The organism is Mycobacterium sp. (assembly GCF_052144515.1).
GTDB lineage: Bacteria > Actinomycetota > Actinomycetes > Mycobacteriales > Mycobacteriaceae > Mycobacterium.
The window spans coordinates 1-26945 of the sequence record NZ_JBKQQD010000094.1 but is presented as its reverse complement, the minus strand read 5'-3'; the positions used below and the strand labels follow the sequence as shown (position 1 = coordinate 26945).

Annotated in this window: 23 protein-coding genes; 7 read left to right on the top strand and 16 right to left on the bottom strand. The window is 65.2% G+C overall.

Annotated elements, in window-relative coordinates; genetic code table 11:
* Positions 1-1785: phosphoenolpyruvate carboxylase (locus ACLP9N_RS05380; protein WP_442406414.1), on the bottom strand; the 1785-nt coding region annotated here is incomplete at its 3' end.
* A gap of 100 nt (positions 1786-1885) precedes the next feature.
* On the opposite strand from ACLP9N_RS05380, the gene ACLP9N_RS05375 reads away from it, so the two are divergent.
* Positions 1886-3274, top strand: coding sequence for a WS/DGAT/MGAT family O-acyltransferase (locus ACLP9N_RS05375; RefSeq protein WP_442406413.1), 1389 nt, complete (start codon positions 1886-1888; stop codon positions 3272-3274).
* Between the two features lie 30 nt (positions 3275-3304).
* Here the strand turns inward: ACLP9N_RS05375 and sucD are convergent, their stop codons facing one another.
* On the bottom strand, positions 3305-4207 hold the full coding sequence (gene sucD / locus ACLP9N_RS05370; protein WP_442406412.1) for a succinate--CoA ligase subunit alpha: 903 nt from the start codon (positions 4205-4207) through the stop codon (positions 3305-3307).
* Positions 4208-4404: 197 nt separating this feature from the next.
* On the opposite strand from sucD, the gene ACLP9N_RS05365 reads away from it, so the two are divergent.
* From ACLP9N_RS05365 to ACLP9N_RS05350, 4 genes are all read left to right on the top strand, one after another.
* On the top strand, positions 4405-5211 hold the full coding sequence (locus ACLP9N_RS05365; RefSeq protein WP_442406411.1) for a 1-acyl-sn-glycerol-3-phosphate acyltransferase: 807 nt from the start codon (positions 4405-4407) through the stop codon (positions 5209-5211).
* 9 nt (positions 5212-5220) lie between these two features.
* Positions 5221-6861 carry an acyl-CoA ligase FadD12 gene (fadD12, locus tag ACLP9N_RS05360; RefSeq protein ID WP_442406410.1) on the top strand — a complete coding sequence of 547 codons (1641 nt, stop codon included), beginning with the start codon at positions 5221-5223 and terminating at the stop codon, positions 6859-6861.
* A gap of 58 nt (positions 6862-6919) precedes the next feature.
* Positions 6920-9919: a protein kinase domain-containing protein gene (locus ACLP9N_RS05355; protein ID WP_442406409.1), complete on the top strand. Its 3000-nt coding sequence runs from the start codon at positions 6920-6922 to the stop codon at positions 9917-9919.
* A gap of 97 nt (positions 9920-10016) precedes the next feature.
* Positions 10017-11006 carry an NAD-dependent epimerase/dehydratase family protein gene (locus ACLP9N_RS05350; protein ID WP_442406408.1) on the top strand — a complete coding sequence of 330 codons (990 nt, stop codon included), beginning with the start codon at positions 10017-10019 and terminating at the stop codon, positions 11004-11006.
* Positions 11007-11038: 32 nt separating this feature from the next.
* Here the strand turns inward: ACLP9N_RS05350 and ACLP9N_RS05345 are convergent, their stop codons facing one another.
* Genes ACLP9N_RS05345 through ACLP9N_RS05335 form a run of 3 tightly spaced genes read right to left on the bottom strand, consistent with a single transcriptional unit; the run spans position 11039 to position 14041 of the window.
* Positions 11039-12475: a WS/DGAT/MGAT family O-acyltransferase gene (locus tag ACLP9N_RS05345; protein WP_442406407.1), complete on the bottom strand. Its 1437-nt coding sequence runs from the start codon at positions 12473-12475 to the stop codon at positions 11039-11041.
* A 52-nt stretch (positions 12476-12527) separates the two neighbouring features.
* On the bottom strand, positions 12528-13181 hold the full coding sequence (locus ACLP9N_RS05340; protein ID WP_442406406.1) for a twin-arginine translocation pathway signal: 654 nt from the start codon (positions 13179-13181) through the stop codon (positions 12528-12530).
* Positions 13178-14041, bottom strand: coding sequence for a hypothetical protein (locus tag ACLP9N_RS05335; RefSeq protein ID WP_442406405.1), 864 nt, complete (start codon positions 14039-14041; stop codon positions 13178-13180). The genes ACLP9N_RS05340 and ACLP9N_RS05335 overlap by 4 nt, the downstream gene beginning before the upstream one ends.
* A 302-nt stretch (positions 14042-14343) precedes the next feature.
* Here ACLP9N_RS05335 and ACLP9N_RS05330 point away from each other — a divergent pair, with 302 nt between their 5' ends.
* Positions 14344-14853 (top strand): hypothetical protein, encoded by a 510-nt coding sequence (locus ACLP9N_RS05330; protein WP_442406404.1) that lies wholly within the window; start codon positions 14344-14346, stop codon positions 14851-14853.
* Positions 14854-14878: 25 nt separating this feature from the next.
* Here the strand turns inward: ACLP9N_RS05330 and ACLP9N_RS05325 are convergent, their stop codons facing one another.
* From ACLP9N_RS05325 to ACLP9N_RS05280, 10 genes are all read right to left on the bottom strand, one after another.
* Positions 14879-16492: an MCE family protein gene (locus ACLP9N_RS05325; RefSeq protein ID WP_442406403.1), complete on the bottom strand. Its 1614-nt coding sequence runs from the start codon at positions 16490-16492 to the stop codon at positions 14879-14881.
* Positions 16492-17736 (bottom strand): MCE family protein, encoded by a 1245-nt coding sequence (locus tag ACLP9N_RS05320; protein WP_442406402.1) that lies wholly within the window; start codon positions 17734-17736, stop codon positions 16492-16494. Before ACLP9N_RS05320 ends, ACLP9N_RS05325 begins: the two co-directional genes overlap by 1 nt.
* Positions 17733-19172, bottom strand: coding sequence for an MCE family protein (locus tag ACLP9N_RS05315; RefSeq protein WP_442406401.1), 1440 nt, complete (start codon positions 19170-19172; stop codon positions 17733-17735). The genes ACLP9N_RS05320 and ACLP9N_RS05315 overlap by 4 nt, the downstream gene beginning before the upstream one ends.
* Positions 19169-20251 (bottom strand): MCE family protein, encoded by a 1083-nt coding sequence (locus ACLP9N_RS05310; protein ID WP_442406400.1) that lies wholly within the window; start codon positions 20249-20251, stop codon positions 19169-19171. Before ACLP9N_RS05310 ends, ACLP9N_RS05315 begins: the two co-directional genes overlap by 4 nt.
* Positions 20251-21279 (bottom strand): MCE family protein, encoded by a 1029-nt coding sequence (locus ACLP9N_RS05305; protein WP_442406399.1) that lies wholly within the window; start codon positions 21277-21279, stop codon positions 20251-20253. Before ACLP9N_RS05305 ends, ACLP9N_RS05310 begins: the two co-directional genes overlap by 1 nt.
* Positions 21276-22463, bottom strand: coding sequence for an MCE family protein (locus tag ACLP9N_RS05300; RefSeq protein ID WP_442406398.1), 1188 nt, complete (start codon positions 22461-22463; stop codon positions 21276-21278). The genes ACLP9N_RS05305 and ACLP9N_RS05300 overlap by 4 nt, the downstream gene beginning before the upstream one ends.
* Before the next feature lie 9 nt (positions 22464-22472).
* Complete coding sequence (locus ACLP9N_RS05295) at positions 22473-23318, bottom strand: ABC transporter permease (RefSeq protein ID WP_442406397.1); 846 nt, start codon at positions 23316-23318, stop codon at positions 22473-22475.
* Positions 23319-23329: 11 nt separating this feature from the next.
* Positions 23330-24139 (bottom strand): MlaE family ABC transporter permease, encoded by an 810-nt coding sequence (locus tag ACLP9N_RS05290; RefSeq protein WP_442406396.1) that lies wholly within the window; start codon positions 24137-24139, stop codon positions 23330-23332.
* 485 nt (positions 24140-24624) lie between these two features.
* Positions 24625-24924: a ferredoxin gene (locus ACLP9N_RS05285; RefSeq protein WP_442406395.1), complete on the bottom strand. Its 300-nt coding sequence runs from the start codon at positions 24922-24924 to the stop codon at positions 24625-24627.
* Positions 24924-25187, bottom strand: a complete 264-nt coding sequence (locus ACLP9N_RS05280; RefSeq protein WP_442406394.1) for a hypothetical protein — start codon at positions 25185-25187, stop codon at positions 24924-24926. Before ACLP9N_RS05280 ends, ACLP9N_RS05285 begins: the two co-directional genes overlap by 1 nt.
* Before the next feature lie 213 nt (positions 25188-25400).
* Between ACLP9N_RS05280 and ACLP9N_RS05275 the strand changes: the two genes are divergently transcribed.
* Entirely contained in the window at positions 25401-26627 is a 1227-nt protein-coding gene (locus tag ACLP9N_RS05275; protein ID WP_442406393.1) for an alpha/beta fold hydrolase, read from the top strand.
* Here ACLP9N_RS05275 and ACLP9N_RS05270 read toward each other — a convergent pair.
* The coding region (locus ACLP9N_RS05270; RefSeq protein WP_442406392.1) for a hypothetical protein at positions 26624-26945 on the bottom strand (322 nt) is incomplete at its 5' end. The genes ACLP9N_RS05275 and ACLP9N_RS05270 overlap by 4 nt on opposite strands.

The following is a 26945-nucleotide window of genomic DNA, read 5'->3' as shown; positions in this document are numbered from 1 at the left end:
ACCGCCGTCCTTGTTCGAGTCGGAATAGCCGAGCATCACCTCCTGGCTCCCCCCGCGCGAGTCCACCAGCGCGCGGTACAGCGGCAAGTGCAGAACGGCCTCCAGGATCGACGGCCCGCGCTGCAGGTCGTCGATCGTCTCGAACAGCGGCACAATTCCCACCGGGCATCTCGGCTCGTCGCCGGACGGGTCCAGCAGCCCGACCTCCTTCAGCAGGATCGCGGCCTCCAGCATGTCCGACACCGATCGGCACATCGAGATGACGTAGTTGGGCACCGCCTGCGGCCCGAACAAGTCGATCGCCCACGCCGCGGCCGCGAGGATGTCCAGCTCGTTGCGGGCCAGCTCCGACAGTTGTGCCCCATCCCGGATCAGCGGCCTGCGAGTGGCCAGTTCGGCGGCCAGCAGCTCGACGCGGTCTGGCTCGCACAGTGACGAGTAGTCAAGATGCACACCGGCCCACGCCAGCAGCTCGGCGACGACCTCTTCGTGCACATCCGAGTTCTGCCGCATGTCCAGGCCACACAGGTGAAAACCGAACGTGCGCACCGCCTCCCGCAGCCGGGACAGCCGATCCTCGGCCAGCAGCACGCTGCCGTTGGCACGCAGCGACGCATCGATGGCGTCCAGATCGGCCAGCAGATCGGCGGATGTCCGGTAGGGCGGCAGAGCGAGGTCGAGCTGGAACTCGGTCTGTCGGTCCAGGATTCGCGACACGGTCGCGGTGAGTCGCGCACGGACCACCCGCACCGCCCGCCGGTACGGCTCGTCGATCCGTGCCGGGTCGTCGCAACCGTCGGCCAGCACGCCAAGATGATCGGTGATGGTCACCAGCTGTGCGGACATCGACAGCTCTCGTTCGAGCGCCGCCAGCTCGACGAAATAATGAGCGAGGGCGGTGTAAGCGGCACTGCTGGTGGCCAAACGCACCGCGCCGGCAGTCACATTCGGATTGCCGTCGCGATCGCCGCCGATCCACGAGCCGAGCCGTAGGAGAGGTTGGCCGAGCAGCTGCGCATCGGGCCACAGCGCTTTCACCATCGCCCGTACCTCAGCGTTGACCTTCGGAACCACCTGCAAGAAGGCTGCATGGTAGTACTGCAGCCCCATCTCGATCTCGTCCCGGATCCTCAACCGCCGTGGCCGGACGAGCGCCGTCTGCCACAAGGTCAACACGTGCCGGCGCAATTCCTGCTCGACGTCGCGGCCGTCGGGCGTCTCCGTCTGGCCGTGCAGCCGCAGCCGCATCAGCTCGGTAATGTCCCGCTGGGCATCGAATACTGTGCGGCGGCGCGTCTCGGTCGGATGGGCGGTCATCACCGGCGACACCAGCGCATCGGTCAGCGCCTCGGCTACCGTCGACGACTGCAGATTGGCGGCGCGTAGTTTCCGGCAGGTGGCGGCCAGGCTGCTGTCCTGCGGTGGCTCCCCCGCGTGCACGTGCAGTGCGCGACGGCGCTCGCGGTGAATGTCCTCGGCGACATTGGCCAACAGCGAGAACTGCGTCAGCGCGCGGATCAGGGGGATCGCCTGCCGGATGTCCATGCCGTCGAACATGCGCGCCAGCCCGGCGCGATCGAGCTCGGAGCGGCCCACTCGAAATGACTCGGACCGAGCCCGCTCGACGAGGCCGAACACCTCGTCCCCGTCCTGCTCACGAATCGTGTCGCCGAGGATGCCGGCGAGCAACCGGATGTCCTCGCGCAGCGGCTCGGTCGCGGTGCGGCCGACGCGTGTCCGCTGCACCGCCCCGATCGGCGCGAGCTCGACGTCGACCTCTGCCATGGGGGCCAGTATCGATTCCCGGTCGAGGCCCGCGGGACCCTTATACCGGTGGGTGGCAACATCACGCGCTGACCGCCGGCGAGCGCTCTACGCTGCCGCCATGTCGCGATTGTCCAGCCTTGACGCCGCCATTTGGTACTCGGAGACCCCGAGCTGGCACATGCACATAGGCGCCTTGACGATTTGCGATCCCACCGAAGCCCCCGGCTTTTCATTCGACGCGGTTCGCGATCTCGCCGCGGCGCGGTTGCCGGCGATGCCGCGGCTACGCTGTCGGGTGGTCGACGCGCCGCTGGGCCTGGACCGGCCCTGGATCGTTGACGATTCGGGGTTCGCCATCGACTTCCACATTCGACGGATCGCTGTGCCGCCTCCCGGCGGCCGCAAGGAACTCGAAGAGCTCACCGGGCGTCTCTTGTCCTACAAACTCGACCGCAGCAGGCCGCCGTGGGAGATGTGGTTCATCGAAGGGGTCGAACACGGGCGGGTAGCCCTGCTTTCTAAGATGCATCACGCGCTGGTCGACGGCGAATCGGGCGCCGGGATCGGTGAGATCATGATGGATATCACGCCCGAACCCCGACCGCCGGCCGCCGAGGGCAACCAATCACCGATCGACGACGACATCCCCCGCTTCGAGCGACGACTCCTCGGTGGACTCGTGAACGTCGCGGTCATGACGCCTTACCGGGTGATGCGCGTCGCCGAGCAGACCGTTCGCCAGCAGCTGGCAGTGAGGGGACTGGCCAACAAACCGCCCGGATACTTCGACGCGCCGAAAACGCGGTTCAACACCCCGATTTCGCCGAACCGCCGCTTCACCGGAAGCAGAGTGGAACTGGCTCGCGTCAAGGCCATCAAGAGCGCATTCGAGGTGAAGGTCAACGACGTGCTCCTTGCGGTCGCGTCCGGCGCGATACGGCGCTACCTGCAAGACCGCGGCGAACTTCCCGAGCGGTCACTGGTGGCCCAAGTTCCGGTCTCCACGCGGAGTGACAGCAGGCAGCTCGGCAACCAAGTCAGCGCCATGCAAGTCCGCCTGGCCACCGACGTCGCCGACTCGGCCGACCGGCTGAGGAGCATCCACACGAGTACCCAGGGCGCGAAGGAGATGGCCAAGGCGCTTACGGCGCACCAGATCATCGGGATGTCCGAGGTGGCGCCACCGGGTCTGGTGTCGTTGGCTGCCCGCGCCTATGCCGCCAGCCATCTCAGCGGAACCCTGGTCCCCAACAACGTCGTGATCTCCAATGTGCCCGGGCCGGACTTCCCCCTCTACCTCGCGGGCGCGGTCGTCGAGCGCATGATCCCAATCGGCCCCGTGACGTTGGACGTCGGCCTGAACATCACCTGCTTCAGTTACCGCGACTGGGTCGACTTCGGTATCGCCACCACGCCGGAGATCGCCGATGACATCGACGAACTCGCCGACGCCGTCGAGCCCGAGCTGCAAGCGCTCGAACAGGCTGCCGGCATCGCGTCGCACTGACGTGCGGGTCGATGCCTGACCTGGCACTGGCTAGCTGCTTTGCAGGATTTCGCGCACCAACGACGCCGTCTTTGAAGGCGTCTTGCCGACTTTGACCCCGGCCGCCTCGAGAGCCTCCTTCTTCGCGGCTGCCGTGCCGGACGAACCAGACACGATCGCACCTGCATGACCCATCGTCCTTCCCTCAGGGGCAGTGAAACCGGCAACGTAGCCGACTACCGGCTTGGACACGTGGGCCTTGATGTAATCGGCCGCACGTTCCTCGGCATCACCGCCGATTTCTCCGATCATCACGATAAGCGCGGTGTCCGGGTCCTTGGCGAACGCCGCAATCGCATCGATGTGCGTGGTGCCGATCAAGGGATCACCCCCGATACCGACACAGGTCGATAGGCCGAAATCCCTTAGTTCGTACATCATCTGGTAAGTAAGCGTGCCGGACCTGGACACCAGCCCGATCGGGCCCGGCCCGGTGATGTTGGCGGGGATGATCCCGGCGAGCGCTTGCCCGGGTGTGATCACGCCCGGGCTGTTCGGCCCGATGATTCGCGTCTTGCCGCCCTTGTGCATGTTGTAGGCCCAGGCATATGTCATGTCCTGAACGGGGATTCCCTCGGTGATCACCACCAGCAGTCGAATTTCGGCGTCGCTGGCCTCGATGATCGCGTCCTTGGCGGCCGCGGGCGGTACAAACGCGACGGAGACGTCCGCGCCGGTTTCTTCCATCGCCTCGGCAACGGTTCCGAACACCGGCAATTCGACGTCATTGCCGTCCTTGTCCACCTGGGTGACAGTGGTGCCGGCTTTGCGGGCGTTGACACCGCCGACAATCCGGGTACCGGCCTGAAGCATCCGAGCGGTGTGGTTGCTGCCCGCGCTGCCGGTGATGCCCTGGACAATGACCGTGGACCCTTTGCTCAGGAAGATCGACATGTCGGTGGTCCCTCTCGTGTGCTTGCGTCGTCGACGTCGTTTCGCCTAAGCGGGTCGCCAGCGGCTGTCGCCGTCGACTCGACTCTGCGATATTGAGGTGCAGACGGCCGGCGTTGGGGAGCCGCCGTCCGCTCAGCAGAAAACGCCGGCCTCCTCGTGCGTTCCAGCTCCTAGTCTGTGCCGACGAGGAGATGCGCATGCCTGCAACGGATATGGGTCGAACCGAGATCGCAAAATGGGACCCCGAATTCACTGAACGCCTGATCGGGGTGATCGGGCCGCTCCTCAAACGCTGGTTCCGCGCGGAAGTGCGTGGACTGCAGGCCCTTCCACCGGGCGGCGTCCTCGTGGTGTCGAACCATTCCGGCGGGCTGTACGCGGTGGACGTGCTGGTGTTTGCCACGGACTATTACGACAAGCTGGGGTATGACCGCCCCGTGTACACCCTTGCCAACGACATCCTTTTCAAGAGCCGGACCCGCGATGTGCTCGTCCGGGCCGGAGTCATCCGCGCCACCCGCGACAACGCCGCCGAGGCGCTGCGATCGGGTGGCGTCGTGGTCGTCTTTCCCGGTGGGGATCACGACGCCTACCGACCCAGCTGGTCGGCCAACAAGATCGACTTCGCGGGACGAAAAGGCTACGTCAGCACGGCGCTGGAGGCTGGGGTTCCGATCGTGCCGATGGTATCGATCGGCGCCCAAGAGAACCAGTTGTACCTCGGGCGGGGCGAATGGCTGGCGAAGCGGCTGGGATTCAAGCGGCTGCTCGGCACCCAGTCCATGCCGATAACCTTCGGGTTTCCGTTCGGTCTCAACGTCGTGCTCCCGCTCAACCTGCCGCTGCCGACCAAGATCGTCACACAGGTGCTGGAGCCGATCGACATCGCCGATCGATTCGGCCCCAACCCCGATGTCGAAGAGGTCGACACACACGTGCGGTCAGTGATGCAGACAGCTCTCGACCGGCTGGCAAGTGAGCGTCGATTTCCGGTGCTCGGTTAGGTGGTGGCGATGCTGGACCGGATGAAGCAGGGCCGGGAACTGGCCCGAACGATGCGGCGGGCGCGGCTGATCGCCCCGCTGAGGCCGGACAAGTACTTTCGGATCCTCGCGGCAGCGCGGCGCGAAGGGGCAACGGAGACAGTCGGCTTCGCGATCGCGGCGCGGCGCTGCCCGGATCGCCCGGGACTGGTCGATGAACTGGGCGTGCTGACATGGCGTCAACTGGACGAGCGGTCCGATGCCGTTGCGTCGGCGCTGCAAGCACTCTCGGGTGGCCAAGCCGCTCCGAAGACGGTGGGAATCATGTGCCGCAACCACCGCGGCTTCGTCGAATCGCTCGTCGGTGCCACCCGAAGCGGTGCCGACGTGGTGCTGATGAACACGTCATTCGCAGGACCAGCGCTGGCCGAGGTGGTCATGCGAGAGAAAGTGGACATCGTCATCTACGACGAAGAGTTCACCGCCGCAGTGCATCTGGCGCTGGCCGGCAATCCAGACGCCACTCGGATCTTCGCCTGGACGGATGAGCTGTCAGCGGATGGCCTCACGGTCGAGAAGCTGATCTCGGCCCACCTCGGTCAGCGGCCCAGGCGTCTAAGCAAGGGCAAGCTGATAATGCTGACCGCGGGTACCACCGGAACACCGAAGGGCGCCAAGCGATCCGGCGGCGGCGCGGAGGCCTTGCTGGCCATTCTGAAAGCGGCACCGTGGCGGGCCGAGGAGACCACCGTCGTGGTGGCCCCTATGTTTCACGCCTGGGGATTTTTCCAGTTGGTTTTCTCGGCGATGATGACCTGCACCGTGGTCACCCGTCGCAAGTTCGACGCCGAGGCCACCCTTGAGCTCATCGAGCGGCACCGGGCGACCGGCCTTGGCGTGGTACCGGTGATGCTGGACCGCATCATGGATCTTCCCGAGGAGGTGCGCAATCGCTACGACTGTCGCACACTGCGCTTTGCCGCCGCCTCGGGTTCACGCATGCGGCCCGACGTGGTGACCGCGTTTATGGACCGGTTCGGCGACATCGTCTACAACAACTACAACGCCACCGAGGTCGGCATGGTGGCACGGGCCGCGCCCGAGGACTTGCGCGCGGCCCCCGAAACCGCCGGTAGACCGGTCGAAGGCACCCACATCCGCATTCTCGACGAGAAGCTCTGGGACGCGCCGACCGGGACGGTAGGTCAGATCTTCGTGCGCAACACCACCCAGTTCGATGGCTACACCTCCGGCGCCACCAAGGATTTCCACGATGGCTTCATGGCCTCGGGCGACTTGGGTTACCTCGACGCGGCCGGGCGGCTTTTCGTCGTGGGCCGCGATGACGAGATGATCGTATCGGGGGGCGAGAACGTCTACCCGATCGAGGTGGAGAGGATGCTCGCGGCCCATCCGGCCGTCGCCGAAGCGGCCGTGATCGGCGTAGACGACCAGCAGTTCGGCCAGCGGCTAACGGCGTTGGTCGTCCTCGAACACGGGGCCTCGGCGACCGCGGACCAACTCAAGCAGCATGTCCGCGACAACTTGGCCAACTTCAAAGTTCCCCGCGACATCGTCTTCATCGACGAGCTGCCCCGCAGCAGCACCGGCAAGATCGTGCGTCGCGAGCTGAGGGCCCTGGCCGGCCTGGCGACGAGCGAACAACCTTGACCCCGGGCGGCCGCAACTGACCCTGGCTTATGCTGGGCCCATCGCAAGGAAGCGGTGAATGGCCAGGGATCCGTCCAAGACACAGCGCGACGTAGCATTTGCCGTCGCCGCGGAATTGCGTGCCGTCGGGCTGGCAGATGCCGAGGAAATCGGCCGCGGCGGTTTCGGAATCGTGTATCGATGCACCGAGACCGCCCTGGACCGCGTCGTCGCGGTAAAGGTCCTGACTGGCGAGCTGGATGCCGATCGGCAGCGGTTCATTCGCGAGCAACGCGCCATGGGCCGGCTGAGCGACCACCCCAACATCGTCGCCGTGCTGAGGGTCGGTGAAACCGAAAGCGGCCAACCGTTTTTGGTGATGGAGTACCACAACCGTGGTTCGCTCGACAACCGGATCCGCCGGCACGGTCCACTGCCGTTGCAGGAGGTGTTGCGGCTGGGAATCAAGATGGCCGGCGCCCTGCAGACCGCGCATCTCATCGGCGTGCTGCACCGCGATGTCAAACCCGGCAATATTCTGTTGACCGACTACGGCGAGCCCGCTTTGACCGATTTCGGCATCGCGCACATTCCCGGCGGGTTTAGCACCGCCAGCGGCACGTTTACCGGATCGCCCGCATTCACCGCCCCGGAGGTTCTCGGGGGCGAGGCGCCGACGACTGCATCTGACGTATACGGATTGGGAGCCACCCTGTTCTGCGCACTCACCGGGCACGCGGCCTTCGAACGCCGCAGCGGCGAGCAGGTGGTGACGCAGTTCTTGCGGATCGCCTCCGAGGCCGCGCCCGATCTGCGGGATAGCGCTGTCCCAGCTGACGTTGCGGCGGCCGTCGCAAGCGCGATGTCGCGCGATCGGCGGGATCGCCCATCCGTGGTCGAGTTAGGGGAGGAGCTGCAGCAGATCCAGCGCAATCACGGCTTGCCCGTTGACCAGATGGCGTTGCGCGTCCCGCCGTCAACGCAAAGGCCAGCGGAAAGCGTTGGCAGCGAACGTGCTCCGGGCAACCTTCCGCTCGACCTGACCAGTTTTGTCGGCCGCAGCACCGATTTGCGGCGCCTGAAGGAAATGTTGGCTCGGTCTCGTTTGGCGACGCTGACGGGCATCGGTGGTGTGGGCAAGACTCGTCTGGCCCTTCGAGCCGCCGCCGAGGTGAGAACGAAATTCCGCGATGGGGCCTGGCTGGTCACGTTAGATGAGTTACGTGACCCGTCGTTGCTGATCGACGTGGTGGCCGCGGCTTTGGGTCTACGCGACAAGCCGGGCCGACCGTTGCGCGACGTGGTGATCGAGTTCTTGTCTTCCAGTGAGTTGCTGCTCGTACTCGACAACTGTGAGCAGGTGATCGATGCCGTCGCTACGTTCGTCGAATCGGTCTTGCGAGTCTGCGCGAATGTTCAAATCTTGGCGACGAGCCGCGAACCCCTCGCCATTGCAGGGGAATCCGTGCTGCCGTTATTGCCGCTGGCCTGTCCGGACGTGGAATCCGAGCCCACGCTGCATGGACTTTCCGGATATGACGCGGTGGCGCTGTTCGCCGACCGCGCTGCCGCCGCGGTACCGGGTTTCGAACTAAACCAGGAGAACAAAGACATTGTGGCGCGGATCTGCGCGCGGCTTGACGGCCTGCCGTTGGGCATCGAGCTCGCAACGGCGCGGCTGAAGGCGATGACGCCCAAGCAGATCCTGGACCGGCTGTCCTCCCGATACACCTTGTTGAGCAGCGGCCGCCGTCACGCTCCGGCCCGCCAGCGGAACCTGAGTTGGAGCATCGCTTGGAGCTATGACCTCTGTACGGCTGCCGAACGGCAGCTGTGGGAACGGCTTTCGGTTTTCGCCGGGAGTTTCGAACTTGATGCGGCCGAAGACATCTGCGGCACCGGACTCGATGCTGACCAGCTTGTCGACCTGTTGTCCTCGTTGGTCGACAAGTCGATTCTGGTGCGAATCGGCGCGGGCGGCGTTGTCCGCTTCCGGTTACTGCAGACATTGCGCGCGTTCGGCCTGGAGAAGATCGAGCAAACCAGCGGATATCACGAACTGCGTCAACGGCACCACAACTGGTACCACAAGTTGGTCGTCGGCGCGGAAGCGGAGTGGTTCAGTCCGCGTCAACTGTGGTGGTTCCACCGGGTGGAGGCGGAGTTGCCGAACCTGCGCGAAGCGCTCGACTTCAGTCTGTCTCAGGGTGGCGTGACGGCGCTGCAGACGGCAGCGGCGCTGGTCCCGTTCTGGACGACCCGTGGGCTGTTCAGCGAGGGACGCCGGTTGCTTGACCGCGCGCTTCGTGACGCGCCGCCCGACAACACCACAGGTCGCGCCAAGGCGCTGTATGCGGCTACTATCCTGGCCGCGGTGCTGGGCGACATGTCGGCGGCGCGGGCGCGGGTGACCGAGGCTCGAGCGCTGGTCGAACAGCTGACCGACCCCTCCGCCCACGCCTACGTCCTCATCGCGGACGGGTTCACCGCCCTGCTCGAGGGGGACCTCGAACGTGCGCTGACCACCTTGGAGCCGGCAATCCAGGCGACCAGCGATCTCAATGTGCTCTCCGTGGGGTTGATGAACCTCGGCTGGGCCCACGAGCTGCGCGGCAGTCCGGAGCGGGCGCTGCCGTGGTATGAGAAAGCGCTTGCGCTTTCGGTGTCGCATGGCGAATCGGTGTATCGGACAAACGCCTTGTGGTCAATCGGGGTTGCAAAATGGCGGCTGAATGAGCGTGAAGAAGCGGGCAACCGGCTCAGGGAGGGTTTGCAACTGGCGCAGTCGACCAACGATGCGCGCGTGGCGGCAGCATGCCTGGAGGCGCTGGCATGGATAGCGATGGAAGACGGCGGCGCGCGCTATGCCGTCGTGTTGATGAGTGCCGCCGAGTCGATGTTCAGTGCCGTCGGCACTGCGATGCTGAAGTTCCCCGACCTGATGGACCACCACCGCAAGTGCGAAGAACTTGCGCGCGAAGCGCTCGGAACGACCGAATATGACGCAGCCCGTCGAGAGGGTGAATCGCTGACCTTCGCTGAGGCTGTCGACTTTGCCCTGGCGGCGCATCGTTGCTGACGGCAGCCCCTGCTAGTCAGCGAAACACCGGTCGGTCGCCTCGTCGGCTCGGTGCTACAACGGAAGACGGCCCATGCAAAGCAAAGAAAGGACATCAGTGCAGATTGCTGTGACCGGGGGAACCGGATACGTCGGTGCCCACACCGCCCGGGCGTTGCTCGCGGCCGGGCACCGTATCCGCCTACAGTTCCGGGCAGACAGGGGGCATGACGAGCTGCTGCGGCGGCTGTCCGATCTGGGTGACCTGACGCCGGTAGAAGGCGACGTCCGTGACACCGAGGCCGTAGCCGAATTACTTGACGGCTGTGACGCCTTGGTGCACGCGGCCGGCGTCGTCGGTACCGACAATCGGCAAGAGAAGCTGATGTGGCAGATCAATGCCAAAGCAACGGAATCGGTGCTGCGGCTCGCACATGAGCGCGGCTTCGACCCGATCGTGTTGGTTAGTAGCTACACTGCGTTGTTTCCGCCGCCGGGAGACACGATCGGTCCGGAAACCCCGACGGCAGCGGGCCGGTCGGCGTACGCGAAAACCAAGGCGTACGCGGACCGGGTCGCCCGAGCGATGCAGAGCGATGGCGCTCCGGTCGTGGTCACCTACCCGTCCAGTGTGGTGGGCCCGGCGTTTTTCACGGCGGCGGGTATCAGCGAACAGGGTTGGGAGATAATGATTCGCTACGGCGTGGCGCCGCGCATGAGCAACGCCGCCATGCCGATAATCGATGTGCGCGACGTAGCAGACGTGCACGTCGCCCTCATGCGACCCGGGCTGGGACCCCGCCGCTACGTCTGTGGCGGCGAATTGATGACCTTTGACGACATCATCTCCGCCATCGAAGAAGGCGCCGGACGCCGCCTGCGACGCATCCCGGTGAGCCCGGCCGTGTTCCGCGCGATGGGACGAATCGGCGACCTGGTCAACCGGGTGCTGCCCATCGGAAGCACCTTCAGTTATGAAGCGGCGCAACTAGTTACCGCGGCGATCCCCACCGACGATTCACGAACCCTGGCCGACTTAGGCCTCACCTGGAGATCGGCACGCAAGGCAATCATCGAGACGTATCAGCAAGGTGGGGGCAGCCGCTGACAGTGACGCGGCGCAGCGTGCCGACGCCCCGGTCAACTGGTTGCGTGGGCGGGCGCCATGCAGCTGACGAGTTCCGTCATCTCCGTGGAAAGTCCTGCCGCCCTGCGGATGTCCACGAACGCGTCGACGATCGCGTCGGTCGCCTCATGCGGATCGTTAAGTGTCTGGTCGTCGGTGAGCACCGACACGTTGAGCTGATCCACGTAACTCCACACCGTGATGTTCATCGCGCACCCGGCTACAAGCGGTCCCACCGAATAGATCTCGCTTGCAATCGCGCCGGCGATGGTTCCCCGTGCACGAGGCCCGGGAACGTTCGAGACCGGCAGGTTCAGCAGCTTGTGCCTGGCCTCCCGCCTGGACCGCCACCGGTACCACGGCGGGGACAGTGCCGGCGGTAGATACGCCACCCAGGATTCGAGCACCGTGGGCCCGAGCAGCCGGATGTCTTCCTTTGCGATCGTGGTGGCCACCGATGTCAGCCGCACCCTTTCCAACGGATCGTCGATATGAACCGGCAACGACAGGTTCATGGCGCTCAGCTCGTTGCCCGACAGTCGGTCCGGCGAGGCATCCAGGCTCGTCGGCACCGATGCGATGATCGGCTGGTCGGCGCGACCGCCATAGCGCAACAGCAACTGCCGCAATGCGCCTGCCGCCACGGCGAGCACCAGGTCGTTGAGCGTTGTCCCGAGATGCTTGCTGGTCTGTTTGAAATCCGTGAGCGACAGGGTCGCTGTGGCAAACCGCCGCCCCGCGGAGACCGGATGGTTGATGAAGGTCTTCGGCGCCCGGAAGGAGGGGGCGAGCTCCGGCAGCTCACCACGTTCCTTGGCGCGCCGCTGCAGTCGCGACACGCCCTGCGCCGTTCCCCGGACCAGGCCGGGAAGACTCTCGACTTGGCGCAGATGGTCTCGTGCCGCCGCGCGCAGCAATTGGCCGGTCGTGGGTTGCACTGCGCCGGCATCCACGTCGTCTTGATGCTCGCCGTCATGGCCCGGATTCAGGGCACGTGCGATCAAGTTCGCTGCCGCCACGCCGTCGGCCAGTGAGTGGTGCAGCTTCAGCACGATCGCGAACCGGTGGTCGGCCATGCCCTCGACGAAGTGGATCTCCCACAGCGGACGGCCACGGTCCAGAAGACCGCTCGCGATGTCACCGATGACCTGGTCCAGCTCCCGCCGCCCGCCGGGACTGGGTAGCCGCACGCGGCGCAGGTGGTAGTCGAGGTCGACCTCGCTATCCTGCAGCCAGACCGGATGGTGCAGCTTGAATGGCACCTCGACGAGTCGGTAGCGCAAGGGGTCCAGCACCGGCAGTCTGCCCCGCAGCCAGTCGCGGAACAACTCGAATGTGAAGTCACCGTCGAAGTTGCGGGCATCGATGACGATGATCTTGAGGGTGTGACCGGGAATGTTGGCGGTCTCGCTGTAAAGCAGCATCGCATCCCAGCCGTTGAGTCGCTTCACGGCAATCTCGTCCTCCGCGGGTTCGCTCGCCGACCGGATCGGTGGGCCACGGCTACACCGGGTCGAAGGCCGAGATCAGCCAGGTGCCGTTGACCTTGGTCAGGCTGACCACGACGCTGCTGGACGTCTGGGTCGGTTCGGGTTTGGTTGTGCTGATCGTGGTCTGATTGAGAAAGACCACGACCTTGGCTGAGTCGGGGCGCAGCTGCGAGACGGCCGTGCGCACCACCGACGCGGTCGTCTTCACCGCTTTCTGCTCCGCCGCCGGCGCGACGATCTGGTCGCTGAACTTGCTGTAGTAGGTGAGAAAGTCACCCGTCAGGTGCAACTTGGCCGCTGCCAGGTCGCGGTCCAGGCTGTCCGGCCCATACGACAGCAGCGACACGGTGCCTTCCGCGGCCGCGGCGGCGGCTGCCTTGGCTGCCGCGTCATCGGTCTCACGGTCGGGCCGATACTGGGTGAAGTACAACCCGGCGGCCACGCAGGCCGAGGTCACCAGCAGCAGACCCACGGTCAGTAGACGCCGGTGTGACATGACCCGGCGGACAAGGACGAATCGCGCACCGTCCGCCCGTACGCCGTCTGCCCTTGTGTCGCCCGTCTCGGCGAGTGTCTCGCCGGAATCGTCGGCGTGCGGCTCGTCGATGTCGGAACCGTGGTCGCGCTCTTCGTCCACGTCATGGGTCTTCACATGCTCGGTGGTCACGGTACGAACTCGACTTTCGAAATCTTGACCCGGTCGCCGTCTCGGGACACGTTCACACTGAGCCGCCATGGCCGGGGATCTTGTTTGGCGCCGGCCGCGTTGGTGACGGTCGAGGTGGCTGAGACCAGCACGACGGCGGAGTCATCCGTCATCGATTCGACGGCCGCGGCTTGCACCGTGCCCTCGGTGACGACCTTGGCGTCCTGCGCCGCCTGGGTGAAGTCCTTGGCCTCGCGCTGGAAGTCTTCCTTGAACTGGCCGGTTGAGTTGTCGAGGATGCGGCGCACGTCCTCCTTCGCCTTGTCGTGGTCGATGGAGAACAACGCCACCACGCCCTGGCGAGCGGCCGCCACGAACTCCGCGGTGTGCTGCTGGCGACGCAGGGCCTGCTGGTGATACCAGGCCATGTAACCGCTGGCCGCGAGCAACGCGCAGGTGCAAATGACGGCGAGCGCGACGGCGACCGCCCGCCACGGCGGACGGCGCAACCAGCGCGGCCGTGACCGGCGCCACCGAGCTGAGCGCACCTCCTCCTGAACGACGTCTTCGCTTGCGGTGGCATCGGTGTCCGCGACCGTCGCGTCATCGGTGTCATCGATAACCGCAAGTTCAGTGGGCTCCGTGGCAGCAAGCTCCCCGATACTGCTGCGCTGGGCGGTCTCGGCAGCCCGGCGCAGCCGGATCGCACGTGCGCGAGCCAGCGCGGCGGCGGCGCGAGCTTCGGCCGCGACGGCTTCTGCCTCCGCCTCTTCGGCGAGGGCAAGCGTGTCGCCGGCTATCGCCTCACTGTCGAACTCGCCCACTTGCCCATCGAGCCGGAGATCCTCCAGCGTCGGGAGAGGATGCTTGCCGGACGGCATCGCGACCTCCTGTCCATTCCGCGTGCTGCGCCGATAGTCGGTACTCGTTCTAGGCCGTGCCCGGTCGGCGCACCAACGAAGAACCACGGCGAATTGCCTTGCGGCAGACCGTCAGCAGTCAACGTAGGTGACGGAACTCACGAGCCCGCTGCGGTATTCCGCGTAGTGGAAATATCACCCGGACCCCGTATCGGTGAGTGGACGAATCGACTCACCGGGGCGGGTGCGCTGACAGGATGATCCCGGCGGACCCGCAACCGCGCGTCCCGCCGGTGGGCGGTCCCGACGTTCAGGGGCAGGCGATGCGTGTATCTCGTGTGGCGGCGGCAGCCGCATCTACGGCTGCCGTGCTGGCGGCAGGGCTGGGTGGTGCATCACCGGCTCAGGCAGACGACTGGGGCCTCAACGGCCGCTATGTCGCCACGTCGAACGGCGACTGGGCCAATACCAACGAGGTGTTCCACGACGAGGCGACGGTAACAAGCACGTGGACGGTCACGACTACGTGTAGCTATCCCACCGAGTGCACGGGCACCGTGACGAGCGACCAGGGATGGACGGCAACCATCTACAAGAAGAGCAATCTGTGGTACGTCAAGCGGATCGTGCCGAAATGGGAGCCGTGTTCCGACGGTACGGCTGCCGATGGGATGCAGATCTACAAATTCTGGTCGGCCGGGCCGGACGCCTACGTCGTTCCCGGGTCGACCACCCTGGCCGGCTTCGATGAGACGACCGGGATCAGTGGCGCCTGCGGCATCAGTAAGGCGCTTCAGATCACCTTGCCCTTCAGGTTGGTCAAGGCGGGCTGACCGACTGCCCTGTTGATCCTGCGGCCTATGTCGGGAAGAAGTCTCTCCATGTCCGTGCCCCATGCGGCGCCACCAGGTCCGACTGGGTAAAGACTTGGCCACTCGGGGTGACGTACTGACCCGTCACCGGGTTGTACTGCGCGATAGCCACCGACGGACCCGGCGTTGGGCCGCCGGTCGCCGACGATCGTGCGGACGCGGGTGCCAAAGCACCTACGGGCCCCGCCGCCGGCGACGGCGCAGGCGGCGGAGTCGCGCTCTCGGGTGCGGGGGGTGAGGCCGGCGGCGAAGGTTCCCCGGGTGGCGTTCCCGCCGGGGCAGCACCCGGCGGCAGCGGTGTCCCCTCCACCGGCCCGAAGATGTTGCCCCCGAACGTAACTCGATCATCCGGAGGGATGCCCTGCGCGAGCAGATTCGGGTCGATCGGATAGGGGCCGAGCGCATGTTGGCGCATTGCCAACGGTTCGTACGGCTTGTCGCTGTCGCAGATCTCGACGGTCGGCGCGCGCTTTCCCGGCTTTCCCATACATGGGTAGTTGCGGGCGCCGCGAACTCCGAGCGGTGAATCCTGCGGGAGCTTGCAGTAGAGGCCGTCGGGAGTATCGATCGTGGTGGTATCCGCCGGAGATCGCCACGAAGACGGCGGCAGGAAGCCGACGGTGCATGCCGGCCCATCGCTCACCGTGAGGGTGAAATCGCCCATAGCAAAGCCGTAGGGATTGTTTCTTCCCAGGCCGTAGGTCTGAATGCTCGCGGCATAGGGAGGCAGCAACACCAGCAGCTGCTCCAAGCCGGCGTGATACGTCACGGCGATCCTGCCGATTGTCGTGAGGTTGGCAAGCAATACCGGCAGCGTCGGTTTGACTTGGTTGAGGAGCCGAGAAACCTCGTCGAGGGCTCCGGGCCCCTCCCGCAAAAGCGTGCGCAGCTGATCGTCGTCGCTCACCACCTGCTCGGTAACCCCTGCCAAGCTGCGCGCCCAAATCCTGATGGCGTCGGTCGTCTGGGCTTGTGAGTCCAGTAGCGGACCGCTGTCCTCGACCAGGGCGCGGGTGCGGCCCGCCAGGGGCGTCAGATCGCCCGAGAGCGTGGCCGTGGAGTCGAACAGCGACCCGAGGTCGTAACCTGCCCCGTTGAGGCCCTTGAACGACTCGTCGAGCAACGCGTTGAGCTTGTTCTTCGGGATGCTGTCAACCAGCGCGCTCACCTGATCCAGCATGGGACCCACCGGTTGCGGGATTCTGGTATCGCTCATCGGGATAACCGAGCCGTCCCGCAGGTACGGCGCGGAGTCGGTGCGCGGCTGCAAGTCCATGAATTGTTCGCCCACTGCCGAGACGCTGCGCACCTCGGCGGTCAGGTTGGCCGGGATTTTTGGCGATGTCCCGAGAGAGAGCGTCGCGTTCGCACCACGAGGTGTCAACGCGACCGCGGTGACCTTGCCGACCCGCACACCGCGATAGGTCACGTTGCTGAAACGGTAGAGCCCGCCGGCAGCGGGCAGTTCCACCGTCACGGTGATACGACCGATGCCCAGCAGCGTCGGCGCCTGGATGTAGTTGAAGGTCATCATGGCCACGGCAAAGGTGCCCACAGTGGCGAAGATCGCCAGCTGGATACGGATGAAGCGGGTGATCATCAGCGACCACCCTCGTCTAAGGGCGCGAGCTCCGGCGGCGATACCGCAGGGCTGACCGGCGATCCGATTCCCGGTGCGGCGGCAGGTGGCGGCGAACCGGCGGGGCCCGTTGGCGCGGCGCCGTCGGGTGGCGGCACCGCGAACGGGGCGCCGAGCGGATCGTAAGAGTAGTTCAAATACCACGGGTCCCCAGGTGCCGGTACCAGCTGAGCGCCCTCCTCGCCCCAGCGGGTTCCCATCAGCAGCGAACGTTTGAGTCGGGGAATGGTGAAGTCGAAGATGATGAAGAGGTTCACGTAGTCGCCCCGATACGCCCTGTCGATATAAACCTGGGTGTACGGGAAGATCGGCGCACCGGCCAGTGCCGTGACCAGATCCGGACCGACGTCGGCAAGCGCACGGATCGTCGGCTCCAAGTTCTCCAGATTTTTCACGAGGTCCGCCTCGGTGTCGTTGACCACGCCTGTGGCGGTGTCACTGAACACGCGCAGTCTGTTGAGTGCCTCGATGAGGCGCGGTCGCTCCGTGATGAGCACCTCCAGCGCGGGCGGTAGTTTGCGCAGCGCGTCGGTGAGGACATCGCGCTGCCCCGCCAGTATGTCGGCGAGCCGGTTCAGCCCCTGAATCGATGCAATGATGTTGTCGCGCTGTTGGTCGAGCGTCCCCACGAAGCTGTCCAGGCGACCCAGCAGATCTCTGATCTGCCCTTGCCGTCCTGACAGAACCGCGTTGAAGTCGTGGATGATGTCGCCGATCTGCCCCAATCCCCCGGCGTTGACCACCAGCGACAGCGACGCCAAGGTCTGCTCGGTCGACGGGTAGGTCGAGGATTTGTTCAGCGGAATCGTGCTGCCGGGTGCGAGCCTCCCGCGCGCCGCCTCCCCGGGCGGCGGGGCCAGTTCCACATGCATTGACCCCAGCAGGCTGGTCTGACCGACGGCGGCTACCGCGTTGACCGGCACCACCACATCGGGTTTCACCGACACGTCGACAATGGCGTGCCATCCCTTCACCGTCATCTTGCCCACGCTGCCCACCACGACGTCGTCGATCATCACCGGCGAGTTCGACTCCAGCCGGCCAACGTTGGCGACCTCGACGTGGTAGGTGGTGGCGCCGGACCCGCGGCCAACGGCGCCGGGCAACGGCAGTGCGTTGACCCCCTGGAACGCGCAGCTTGTGCCGGTCAGCATGACGCAGCAGCCGGTCGCCACGGCTGCCGCCGCCTTGTGCCAGGCGGTCATGAGGGCCCCTCTGCGGGCAGCAGCATATCGGGCAGACTCCGGGGCGGCGGCGCGGGCGTTGCCTGGTTGGACGCCGGCGGTGCGGGAACGGGTGCGCCCGGGTACAGCGCCGGCGATGGAGCCGCCGGCAAGTGATCGGGCGCGGTCGGACCCGGGCCCTCCGCAGGAGGCAGACCGTATCCCGGTGGCGGCTGAACATCGTTGTTCAGTCCTGTGTATGCCGACACAATCGGCGGAATCTCGGGTGCAGCCGGTTTTGGCCCGGTCCCCCCGGGGGCCAGGTTCGGCTCGGAATAGATGATGTTCTCCGGGCTGGCCGACTTCATCAGGTATGCATTGAACGGTAACGGCAGCTCGTTGAAGTTCAGCAGTCGCAGCACGGGGCCGAGGTACTGGCCGCATAGCTTCGCCGTTTCGGGGGCGGTCGCGTTTCCGACCGCGCCGATGGCCGAACACACCAGCTGCACGGGGTTGGAGAAATTGGTCAGCGCGAATGCCCCCAGAGCGCTGCCGGTGTCGGGGTTGTAGACGTTGTAGGCGTTCGCGAACGCCGTGGGCGCGATGTGCAGAACCTGTTCGAGATCATGCTGATGGTCAACGAGGTTTTGCGTCACGTTCGTCAACCGTTGGATCGCCTCAACGGTCTGGTCTCGGGTTTCCGCGATGAACCGCTGCACCTCGCCCACGGCAACCGATAGATCCTTCAGGGCTGCATCCAGGTCAGACTTGCCCTCGTCGAGCACGCTGGTCAGGGTGGCGAACCGGTTCTGGAAAGAGACGATCTGGCTGCTGCTGTCGCGCAGCGCAGTGACGAACGTCTGCAAGTTCTTGATGATGTCGGCAATGTTGCCGCTGCCGCTCGCCAGAATGCGGCCCACCCCGGACAGTTGCGCGATGGTCTCCCGCAGCTTGGCGCCGTTACCGTCCAAGGCGTTGGCAGCGCTGTCGATGAAACGTCCGACCGACGTGGTGGAGACGGCGCTGCTGGGCCCCAGGTCGGTCGCCAGTCTCATCAGCTGTGCCTTGACCTGATCCCACTCGACGGGCACCGCGGTCCTCTCCAGGGGAATCACGGCACCATCGCGCATCGTCGGGCCGCTCGACCGATAGGCCGGTGCCAGCTGGACGTAGCGCGACGCGACGAGGTTCGGTGCGACGATCACCGCCTTGGCGTCGGCTGGCACGGGCACATCGCGATCGACGTGCATGACCAGCTTCGCCTGTCGCCCTTGCGGTTCGATGGACGCTATGGTGCCGACCTTGACGCCGGCGACGCGCACCTCGTCGCCCGGGTAGATCGACGTCGTGGTGGAGAAGTAGGCAGTGATCGTCTTAGGGCGAAAGAACGCGTCCCAGCCGAGCACTGCGGCGCCGCCGATGAGAAGTCCGACGAGCAGGACCGCCAGCGCGGCGGCGAGGCCGCGACGCCCAGTCATCGCGAACCTCCCGGAATTCCGTTGGCGGGGAAGGGGATCTCCGCACGCGGCCCCGCGTTGTCCGGTGGCTGCCCGGCGTTGACGCCCCTGCGGAAGCCAAAGGCGTAGTCGAGGAACGGCTGAAGCACGGGTCCTGGGATGAGATTGGGGATGAACGCGTTGTAGTAGAACCCGCTGTTGACGGTCTCGCCCTGAGTGATTTCGTATTTCGCCAACCCGGGCAAGGCCTTGCCGATGTTGTCGCGGTTTCTTTCCAGGACCGCTATGACCGAGTTCAGCTTGGCCAACGTCGGGGCGAGTTTCTTTTCGTTGTCGGCCACCAGCCCGGAGAGATTCTTCGCCACCGCAGACGTGTTGGCCAGCAAGATGACAATGGTCCGGCGGCGCTCCACCAGCACGGCCAACAGGTCGTTGGCATTGAGGATCAACGTGTTGAGCTGTTGGCTGCGTTGGGACAGGATTCCGGTCACATCGCCGGCGGACTTGAGCAAGTCACGCAGGGTACCGTTGCGCCCGTTGAGGCTGCGGGAGAGTCGGGTCAGTCCATCGAAGGTCGGCGCCAGCTGGGGTGCGATTTCGTCGATGGTCGCCGACAGGGTGTCCAGAGACTGGTTGAGCGTTTCGGTATTGGTGCCGGCGACGTCGGTCGTGAGGTCACTGAGCGCCTCCGTCAGCGCGTAGGGCGACGAGGTGCGTGAAGCCGGTATGACGGCGTTGGGTCGCAACGTGCCGCTGCCCTCCGATTGCACGGTGAGCACCCGCGCGCCCAAGATCGTCCCGGTCCGGATGTGGGCAGTGCTCTGCAACCCCAGCGGATGGGCGCTATTGACCGTGAAAGTCACCAGCGCCTCGCCGTTACGCAACGAGATGCAAGAGACCGTTCCGACCTTGAATCCCGAGATCGTCACGGCGTTGCCCGGCCCGATTCCGGCTGCGTCGTCGAACAGAGCCCCGTATCTGATCGACGTCGCCAACGCGAGCAGTTGCTTGGGCTGAAGCCCGACGGCGATGAGGAGCACCACCAACATCGCGCCCATGAATCCGGCGCGGATCAGCTTGCGGCCGTGGTATCTGAGCATCAGGGTTCAGCGCACCTTCCTGTGTCTTGCTTGAACCATGGGAAAACGGCGGTACGGCCCTGAAGATCGGTGACCCGGAAGGAGAACCCGCATATGTAGTAGTTGATGAACGATCCATAGGAACCGGTCCGCACCAGCTTGCGGTAATCCTCCGGGAGTTTTTGCAGCGCGATGTCCAGCAGCTGTTTGTCTTTGTCGAGAAGGGGCGCAACCCGATTCAGTTGCTCCACGGTGCCGGCCAGCGGCCGCCGCGAGTTAGTCAACAGCTCGGCCAAAGACGCGGTGCCGTTGCGAAGCGAATCGATTGCGGCGCCGATCGGATCGCGGTCGGCCGACAGGGCGGTGACGAGCCGTTCCAGACGGTCGATCGTGCCCGAGAATTGCTGGCCGTCCTTTGCGAGCGTGGCGACCACCGTGTTCAGATTGTCGATGAGCTGCTCGATCACTCGGTTGTTGTCGGCCATCGCGTTGGCAAAGGACGAGGTCTTCGACAGCAACGACTCCAAGGTGCCGCCTTCGCCCTGCAGGATCTGCACGAGGGACGTGGTGAGAGCGTTCACGTCCTGCGGGTTCAGGCCTTGGGTCACGGGTTTCAGCCCGCCCAGTAGCAGGTCGAGGTCAAGCGCCGGCGCCGTCCGATCGAATGGAATCTCGGATCCGGCCGACAGTTTCCTCGTCGACCCGGGACCGTCGACCAGCTCGAGGTAACGATCGCCCACCAGATTGAGGTAGCGAACGACGGCCCGGGTCCCGTCTGTCAGCACGATGCCCGGCTCGGCATCGAATTCCACGACGACCTTCTCGTCCCGGCGCAGTGAGACGCCGTTGACCGTGCCCACCCGGATGCCGGCGACCCGCACGGAATCGCCGGGCTTGAGTCGCGATACGTCGGCGAAGACGGCCGAATAGCCGGTGGTAGCGCCGGTCCGGTACTGACCAAAGACCATGAAGAGAAAGACCGAGAACGCCGCCGTCACAGCGACAAACGCCGTGAACTTGGCCAACGTCGCATACCCGGTACCCGTCATCCCGGTTCCCCCACCTGTCCGGTGTTTCTCGCCGGCCCGTCGATGGGTCCGAACAACCACTGTTTGAGGCGGTTGGAATTCAGCAGAAGGCCCTGGTTCCCGTATTGCCACGGGTTCGAGCCGTTGTCGGTCACCACGAACGGCACCCGCTTCCCGTACGGCACGTTCGGCAGGTCCGTGCACTGCGGACCACCGGTAGCCGCGACCTTGGGCAGGTCTTTCGGGTAGCGGTACCGTTCGACGCCCAACACGAACGAGGTCGTGTTGACCTGCCCCGGCACCGGCGACGGCGGGCCGCTCTGCAACGGAATGATGCCTCCGAGCCCGCAGGTGAGCGCGGCGTGGTATTGGTTGGTCAAATCGGTGGTTGGCAGCAACAGTGCCAACGCGTCCGTGAGCGGCTGCCTATTGGCCGCCAGAACGTCGTTACCGATGTCGGCCAGACCGATCGCACTCAGCAATAGCGCATCCAGGTTTTGTTGTTCGTCCACGACCGTCTGGCTTATCCGTGTCGCGTTGGCCGCGATCCTGACCAGGTCGGGCCCGGCGTCGGCGTATGCGTTCAACACGCCGGGCGCCACGGTGAGATCGTGTGCAAGGGCGGGCAGACTGGGCTCCACCGTGGCGAGAAACGTGTCGAAGTCGACGAGCGCCTGGCCCAGCTTGTCGGCACGGCCGTGCAGCGCGCTGGCGATGGCACCCAGACTCTCGTTGAGTTTCTCGGGTTCTATTTTCGCCAGCAGGGCCGTGAGTTGCTGGAAAACCGTGTTGATCTCCACCGTGACGTTCCGGGCGTCGAGCACCGCCCCCGCGCGCAGCGACTGCGGCGAGGGATCGGCTGGAGGCATCAGCTGTACGTACTTGGCGCCGAATACCGTTGTCGACGCGATATCCACCAGCACATTAGCCGGAATCAAGTGCAGCTGTGCGGGATTCATCGCCAGATGTAGCGCGGCTTGCCCGTCCGGCAGGGCCTCGATGTAGTCGACCTTGCCGACCTCGACCCCGCGCATCTTCACCCTGGCGTCGACATTCATCACGAGGCCGGCTCGCGGCGATACCACGGTAACCGGCACTGCCGGGGTGAAACTGCCCTGAAACAAAGCCAGAGACACGGCGACTAGCGCCGAAATCAAGAGAATCGCCACCCACCCCAGCACCGGCGACACCAAATCCCGTTTCATCGGACTCCCCTAGCCCGACAGGTGGAAGTTGCCGCTGGAGCCGTAAACCGCAAGAGACACAAGCAATGTCAGGGTTACCACGACGACCAGCGAGGTCCGCACTGAGCCGCCTACCGCGATACCCACGCCGGACGGACCGCCCGTGGTGAAATAGCCGAAGTAGGTGTGCACCAGCAGGATTGCCAGCGCGATCAAGATGGCCTGCAGGAAGGACCACAACAAGTCGATCGGGTTCAAGAATGTTGTGAAGTAGTGTTCGTAGAGGCCGCCGGACTGGCCGAACAGCGACACGGTCACGAACTTGCTGGCAAAGAACGACAGGATGACGGCGAACGCATACAACGGCACGACCGCGATCATCCCGGCCGCGATCCTGCTGCTGACCAAGAACGGGACCGAGCGGATGGCCATCACCTCCAGCGCGTCGATCTCTTCGGCGATCCGCATCGAACCCAGTTGGGCGGTCACGCCCGCCCCGAACGTGGCCGCCAACCCGATTCCCGCCACGACTGGGGCGACGATGCGTACGTTGATAAACGCCGCCAAGAATCCCGTCAGCGCCTCGATGCCGATGTTGCCCAAGGAGGTGAACCCTTGCACCGCCAGCGTGCCGCCGGATGCCAGAGTCAGGAAGCCGACGATGACCACCGTTCCGCCGATCATCGCCAAAACTCCTGTACCCATGCTGATTTCGGCGATGAGTCGGATAACCTCCACCCGGTAACGGACGACCGCGAACGGCACCCCCGCCATCGCCGTGGCGTAGAACCGGATCTGGTCGCCCAGCTTGCGCGGAACGCCGATGGGCCTGCGCAGGAATCGGGTGATCCGTGGGTAGACAGCGTGCTGCGTCATAGTCGGCCCCGCTACTTGCTGGTGAGCTGGACGCCGATGGCGGTTACGACGACATTGACCACGAACAGCGCTATGAACGCGTATACCACGGTCTCGTTGACCGCGTTGCCGACGGCCTTGGCACCTCCGCCGGTGATGATGAGGCCGCGGTAACAGGCCACCAGCCCGGCGATGAACCCGAACAGAGCGGCCTTGACACCTGAGATGAGCAAGTCTGGGAGACCGGTCAAGACGGTGATGCCCGCGGCGAACGCACCGGGGTTTACGTCTTGGACAAAGACCGAGAAAAGGTAACCGCCGACCACTCCGACGATGATGACCACGCTGTTCAACAGAAGGGCAACCAAACCCGATGCCAGCATGCGGGGCGTGACCAGGCGCCGCACCGGGTCGATACCCAAGACCTCCAACGCCGAGATTTCTTCGCGAATAGTGCGCGAGCCGAGATCCGCGCACATGGCCGTGGCCCCCGCACCCGCTATGACCAGGACGGTGACCACCGGCCCCACCTGGGTGACGGCGCCGAATGCCGCACCGGCACCGCTCAGGTCCGCGGCACCGAGCTCGCGCAGCAAGACGTTGAGGGTGAAACTGACCAACACCGTGAGCGGGATTGCCACCAGCAGCGTAGGGACCAGTGAAACACGGGCCACGAACCACGCCTGATCCAAGAATTCCCGCCGCTGAAACGGCCGCCGGAACAGAAACCGCACCGAATCCGCGGACATCATAAAGAATCCCCCGATAGCCTGCATCGGCTTGGAGGGATCGTGCCTCGAGGTGACGGCGAGCAAGCTGCGACGCGTGCTGCTAACTGTCATGAGCCCTCGACTCCCGCCGCATCCGTGTGGGCAAGTCAGCGGCAGGGCCACTCTCCGACGCGGGTCGCCGCGGCGACTCGGGTAGGTCCCACCGTGGTAGGTCCCACCGTGCTCGGCGAAGAACCGGGGTGCCTCGCCCGCGAAAAGTGGTTGCTGACAATTGGTCTCCCATAGGTGATGAACGGTCTACCAAGGAAGATCGCCGGTGAGTGTGGCCGTTACCGGTGAGTGGAAACCGGCAGGAGCCGATGACGGCGATCGGCTGCCGGTCCGAGACCACGCCGGCGTCGGCACGGTTCTGCGGGTCAACCCAAAGGGCCGGTGACGTTCGACGCGATCGGCTGCGGCCTCTCCAGATCCGAGTCAGATTCGATCCATGGGGCCGCTGCTTGGCTCCGTCGATGAGCGGGTTGCGGTGAGCATGAAATCCTTTGCTCGCCATAGTCTTTGCAGCGAAAGGCCGTTAGTCGGCGCCAACCGGTACGCTATCCGGTCGGGTCGGCTCTCCCGAGGCCGGACTGGTCGAGAACCGGCAGACGTCCCTGCGCGGCTGCGGCGACGATGGAATCGCGCAGGTAAGGGCAACCCAGACACACCGGATCCGCACTCGGTGACGCGGTGCTGAAGTCGTGCCGGTGCGGACACCGCGACAGTGCCTGTGCGCTCCACTGCACGCTGGTCTGCTCCCAGCTGCTCTTGCGCGCGAGAACCTCGGCGCCGCAATGCGTGCATGCGACCGGTGTCATCGGCGCCTCCAGGAGCCGGTAGTCGGTCCGGTGTCTCATCAGCGGGCGGCCGGGCCGGTCCGTTCGGCGAGATTGGCTTGCGCCACGGTGGAGATCGCCGCATCCATGGACCACGGTCCGTAAGGCGAGGTCCGCGAGGTGGTTCCCATCATCTTCGCCACCTCGGGGTCGTTGACCAATCCGGTCTCATCTGTCCGTTCCTGAACCGGGTTGCGAACCCTTCGAGGCTGCTGTTGAAGTAGGTTCGGCACCGAACCGCGGACGTGGAAGATTGCAACGTTGTCCGCCGCTGTGCCGCTCATCTGTCCACCGTCCCTAGAAGCTTGGCGCCGATAGCAGTCTGCGCTGCCGCGATCGACTTCCGCTGCTGTCATCTAGCACGGGCGCACAGCGGTACGCAGGAATATTCCACTGACTGGAAATCCCGCTCGCCCAAAATGATTCAGAAGCGGTCACTTTGTCACCACTCTTGCATCAACGCTTGATTACCACATCGCAGAGGCTAATCTTCCGACATGGTGTCAACTGATAGCACGACGCCGACTCGGCTGATGCGAGCCGCACATTGGCTTCGCCCCCGTCGGTTGCAGCGCCTGGCTTCGGCGAGCAACCCTTTCGCCGTTTCGGCGGTGGTCATAGACCAGCTGCGGCGGCTGACTCCACTGCCGTCCCTTTCGTCGAGCTGCCGGTTGGCGCTCGATGTCATCTGCTGGACGTTCGATCGCCTACCGACGGCCCAGCAGGCGCCAGAGCAACGTGAGGACTGGGCGAGGCTGGTCAGCGGCGTGAGCACGGCGCTGCAGGACGTTGTGCCGCCGGGCCGGCTGCAGATCGATTGGCCTGCGCCGGAGAGAATCCAGCCGGTGTTGCGTGCCGCGGCGCAGCGCCAGCGCTACCTCCACCGCTGCGCGCTGCCCTACGGCGACGAGCCCGAGCACGTGCTCGACATCTGGCGGCGCAAGGACCTCATGACCGGCCCGGCGCCGGTGCTGATCTTCGTGCCCGGCGGCGCATGGGTGTACGGGAAGCGCAGACTGCAGGGTTACGCGCTGATGTCACACCTTGCCGAGCAAGGGTGGGTGTGCGTGGCGATCGACCACCGCGCAGGCCCGGGGCACCGATGGCCCCGGCCCATCCACGATGTCCGGATGGCCGTCGAATGGGTCCGAGCCAACATTGATCAGTTCGGCGGTGACCCTGGCTTCGTCGCGATCGCCGGGGCTTCGTCGGGCGCACACCTGGCCGCGCTAACCGCGCTGGCGCACGACGATCCCGACTACAGTGCCGAGTCGAAGGGTGACGGCTCGGTCGACGCGGTGATCGCCCTCTATGGTCGCTATGACTGGCAAGACGTGTCCACCAGGCAGGACAAGGGTGTCGTGCAGTTCCTCGAACGGGTTGTGGTGGGCAAGCCCAGCAAGCACCACCCGCACCTGTTCAGGAACGCCTCGCCGATCGCGCGAGTACGACCCGACGCCCCGCCTTTTCTGGTCGTGCACGGCACGGCGGATCGGTTCGTCCCGGTAGAGCGCGCACGGGCATTCGTGGACAACTTGAGGTCGACGTCGCTGGCCCCGGTTTGTTTCCTCGAACTGCCCGATGCCGGGCACTGCTTCGACATAACCGACGGACTCCGGACGGGCACTGCGGTAACCGCAATAGGGCTGTTTCTCAAAGAAATTCATCGCAACCACCGATCGGCCGGGCAGCGGCGGCAGCAGCAGCAGCAGCAGCGCGTTTAGCCGACAGGATGAGGGCAGTGCGCTGTCCCGGTGGCGATGCCGTCAGAACTGTTGTCCTGATAGATCACCGACCGCGATGTTCCCTCGCCTGAGACGCCTTGCATACCGTCGGCACCCTTGGCTGCCACGATTCGGAAACTCGCTTCGTCGAGGCGCACCCCGTTTTCGTCCGGCGGTGTGACCGACCCGTCGAATTCGATGACCGCCAAGCCGGTTCCGCAGCCGTCGAGGGTGACGGCTCCGGTCTCGGTGCCTAGGTACCGCAGGCTGCCATCGGGGTTGGCATAGGCGCAGCTGACGTCGCTTGCCTGGGGTGCG

Coding starts and splice junctions, on each gene's coding strand:
- ACLP9N_RS05375 (WP_442406413.1), top strand. CDS start 1,886: ATGTCGCGATTGTCCAGCCTTGACGCCGCCATTTGGTACTCGGAGACC.
- sucD (WP_442406412.1), bottom strand. CDS start 4,207: ATGTCGATCTTCCTGAGCAAAGGGTCCACGGTCATTGTCCAGGGCATC.
- ACLP9N_RS05365 (WP_442406411.1), top strand. CDS start 4,405: ATGCCTGCAACGGATATGGGTCGAACCGAGATCGCAAAATGGGACCCC.
- fadD12 (WP_442406410.1), top strand. CDS start 5,221: ATGCTGGACCGGATGAAGCAGGGCCGGGAACTGGCCCGAACGATGCGG.
- ACLP9N_RS05355 (WP_442406409.1), top strand. CDS start 6,920: ATGGCCAGGGATCCGTCCAAGACACAGCGCGACGTAGCATTTGCCGTC.
- ACLP9N_RS05335 (WP_442406405.1), bottom strand. CDS start 14,041: ATGCCGTCCGGCAAGCATCCTCTCCCGACGCTGGAGGATCTCCGGCTC.
- ACLP9N_RS05330 (WP_442406404.1), top strand. CDS start 14,344: ATGCGTGTATCTCGTGTGGCGGCGGCAGCCGCATCTACGGCTGCCGTG.
- ACLP9N_RS05325 (WP_442406403.1), bottom strand. CDS start 16,492: ATGATCACCCGCTTCATCCGTATCCAGCTGGCGATCTTCGCCACTGTG.
- ACLP9N_RS05320 (WP_442406402.1), bottom strand. CDS start 17,736: ATGACCGCCTGGCACAAGGCGGCGGCAGCCGTGGCGACCGGCTGCTGC.
- ACLP9N_RS05315 (WP_442406401.1), bottom strand. CDS start 19,172: ATGACTGGGCGTCGCGGCCTCGCCGCCGCGCTGGCGGTCCTGCTCGTC.
- ACLP9N_RS05310 (WP_442406400.1), bottom strand. CDS start 20,251: ATGCTCAGATACCACGGCCGCAAGCTGATCCGCGCCGGATTCATGGGC.
- ACLP9N_RS05305 (WP_442406399.1), bottom strand. CDS start 21,279: ATGACGGGTACCGGGTATGCGACGTTGGCCAAGTTCACGGCGTTTGTC.
- ACLP9N_RS05300 (WP_442406398.1), bottom strand. CDS start 22,463: ATGAAACGGGATTTGGTGTCGCCGGTGCTGGGGTGGGTGGCGATTCTC.
- ACLP9N_RS05295 (WP_442406397.1), bottom strand. CDS start 23,318: ATGACGCAGCACGCTGTCTACCCACGGATCACCCGATTCCTGCGCAGG.
- ACLP9N_RS05290 (WP_442406396.1), bottom strand. CDS start 24,139: ATGACAGTTAGCAGCACGCGTCGCAGCTTGCTCGCCGTCACCTCGAGG.
- ACLP9N_RS05285 (WP_442406395.1), bottom strand. CDS start 24,924: ATGAGACACCGGACCGACTACCGGCTCCTGGAGGCGCCGATGACACCG.
- ACLP9N_RS05280 (WP_442406394.1), bottom strand. CDS start 25,187: ATGAGCGGCACAGCGGCGGACAACGTTGCAATCTTCCACGTCCGCGGT.
- ACLP9N_RS05275 (WP_442406393.1), top strand. CDS start 25,401: ATGGTGTCAACTGATAGCACGACGCCGACTCGGCTGATGCGAGCCGCA.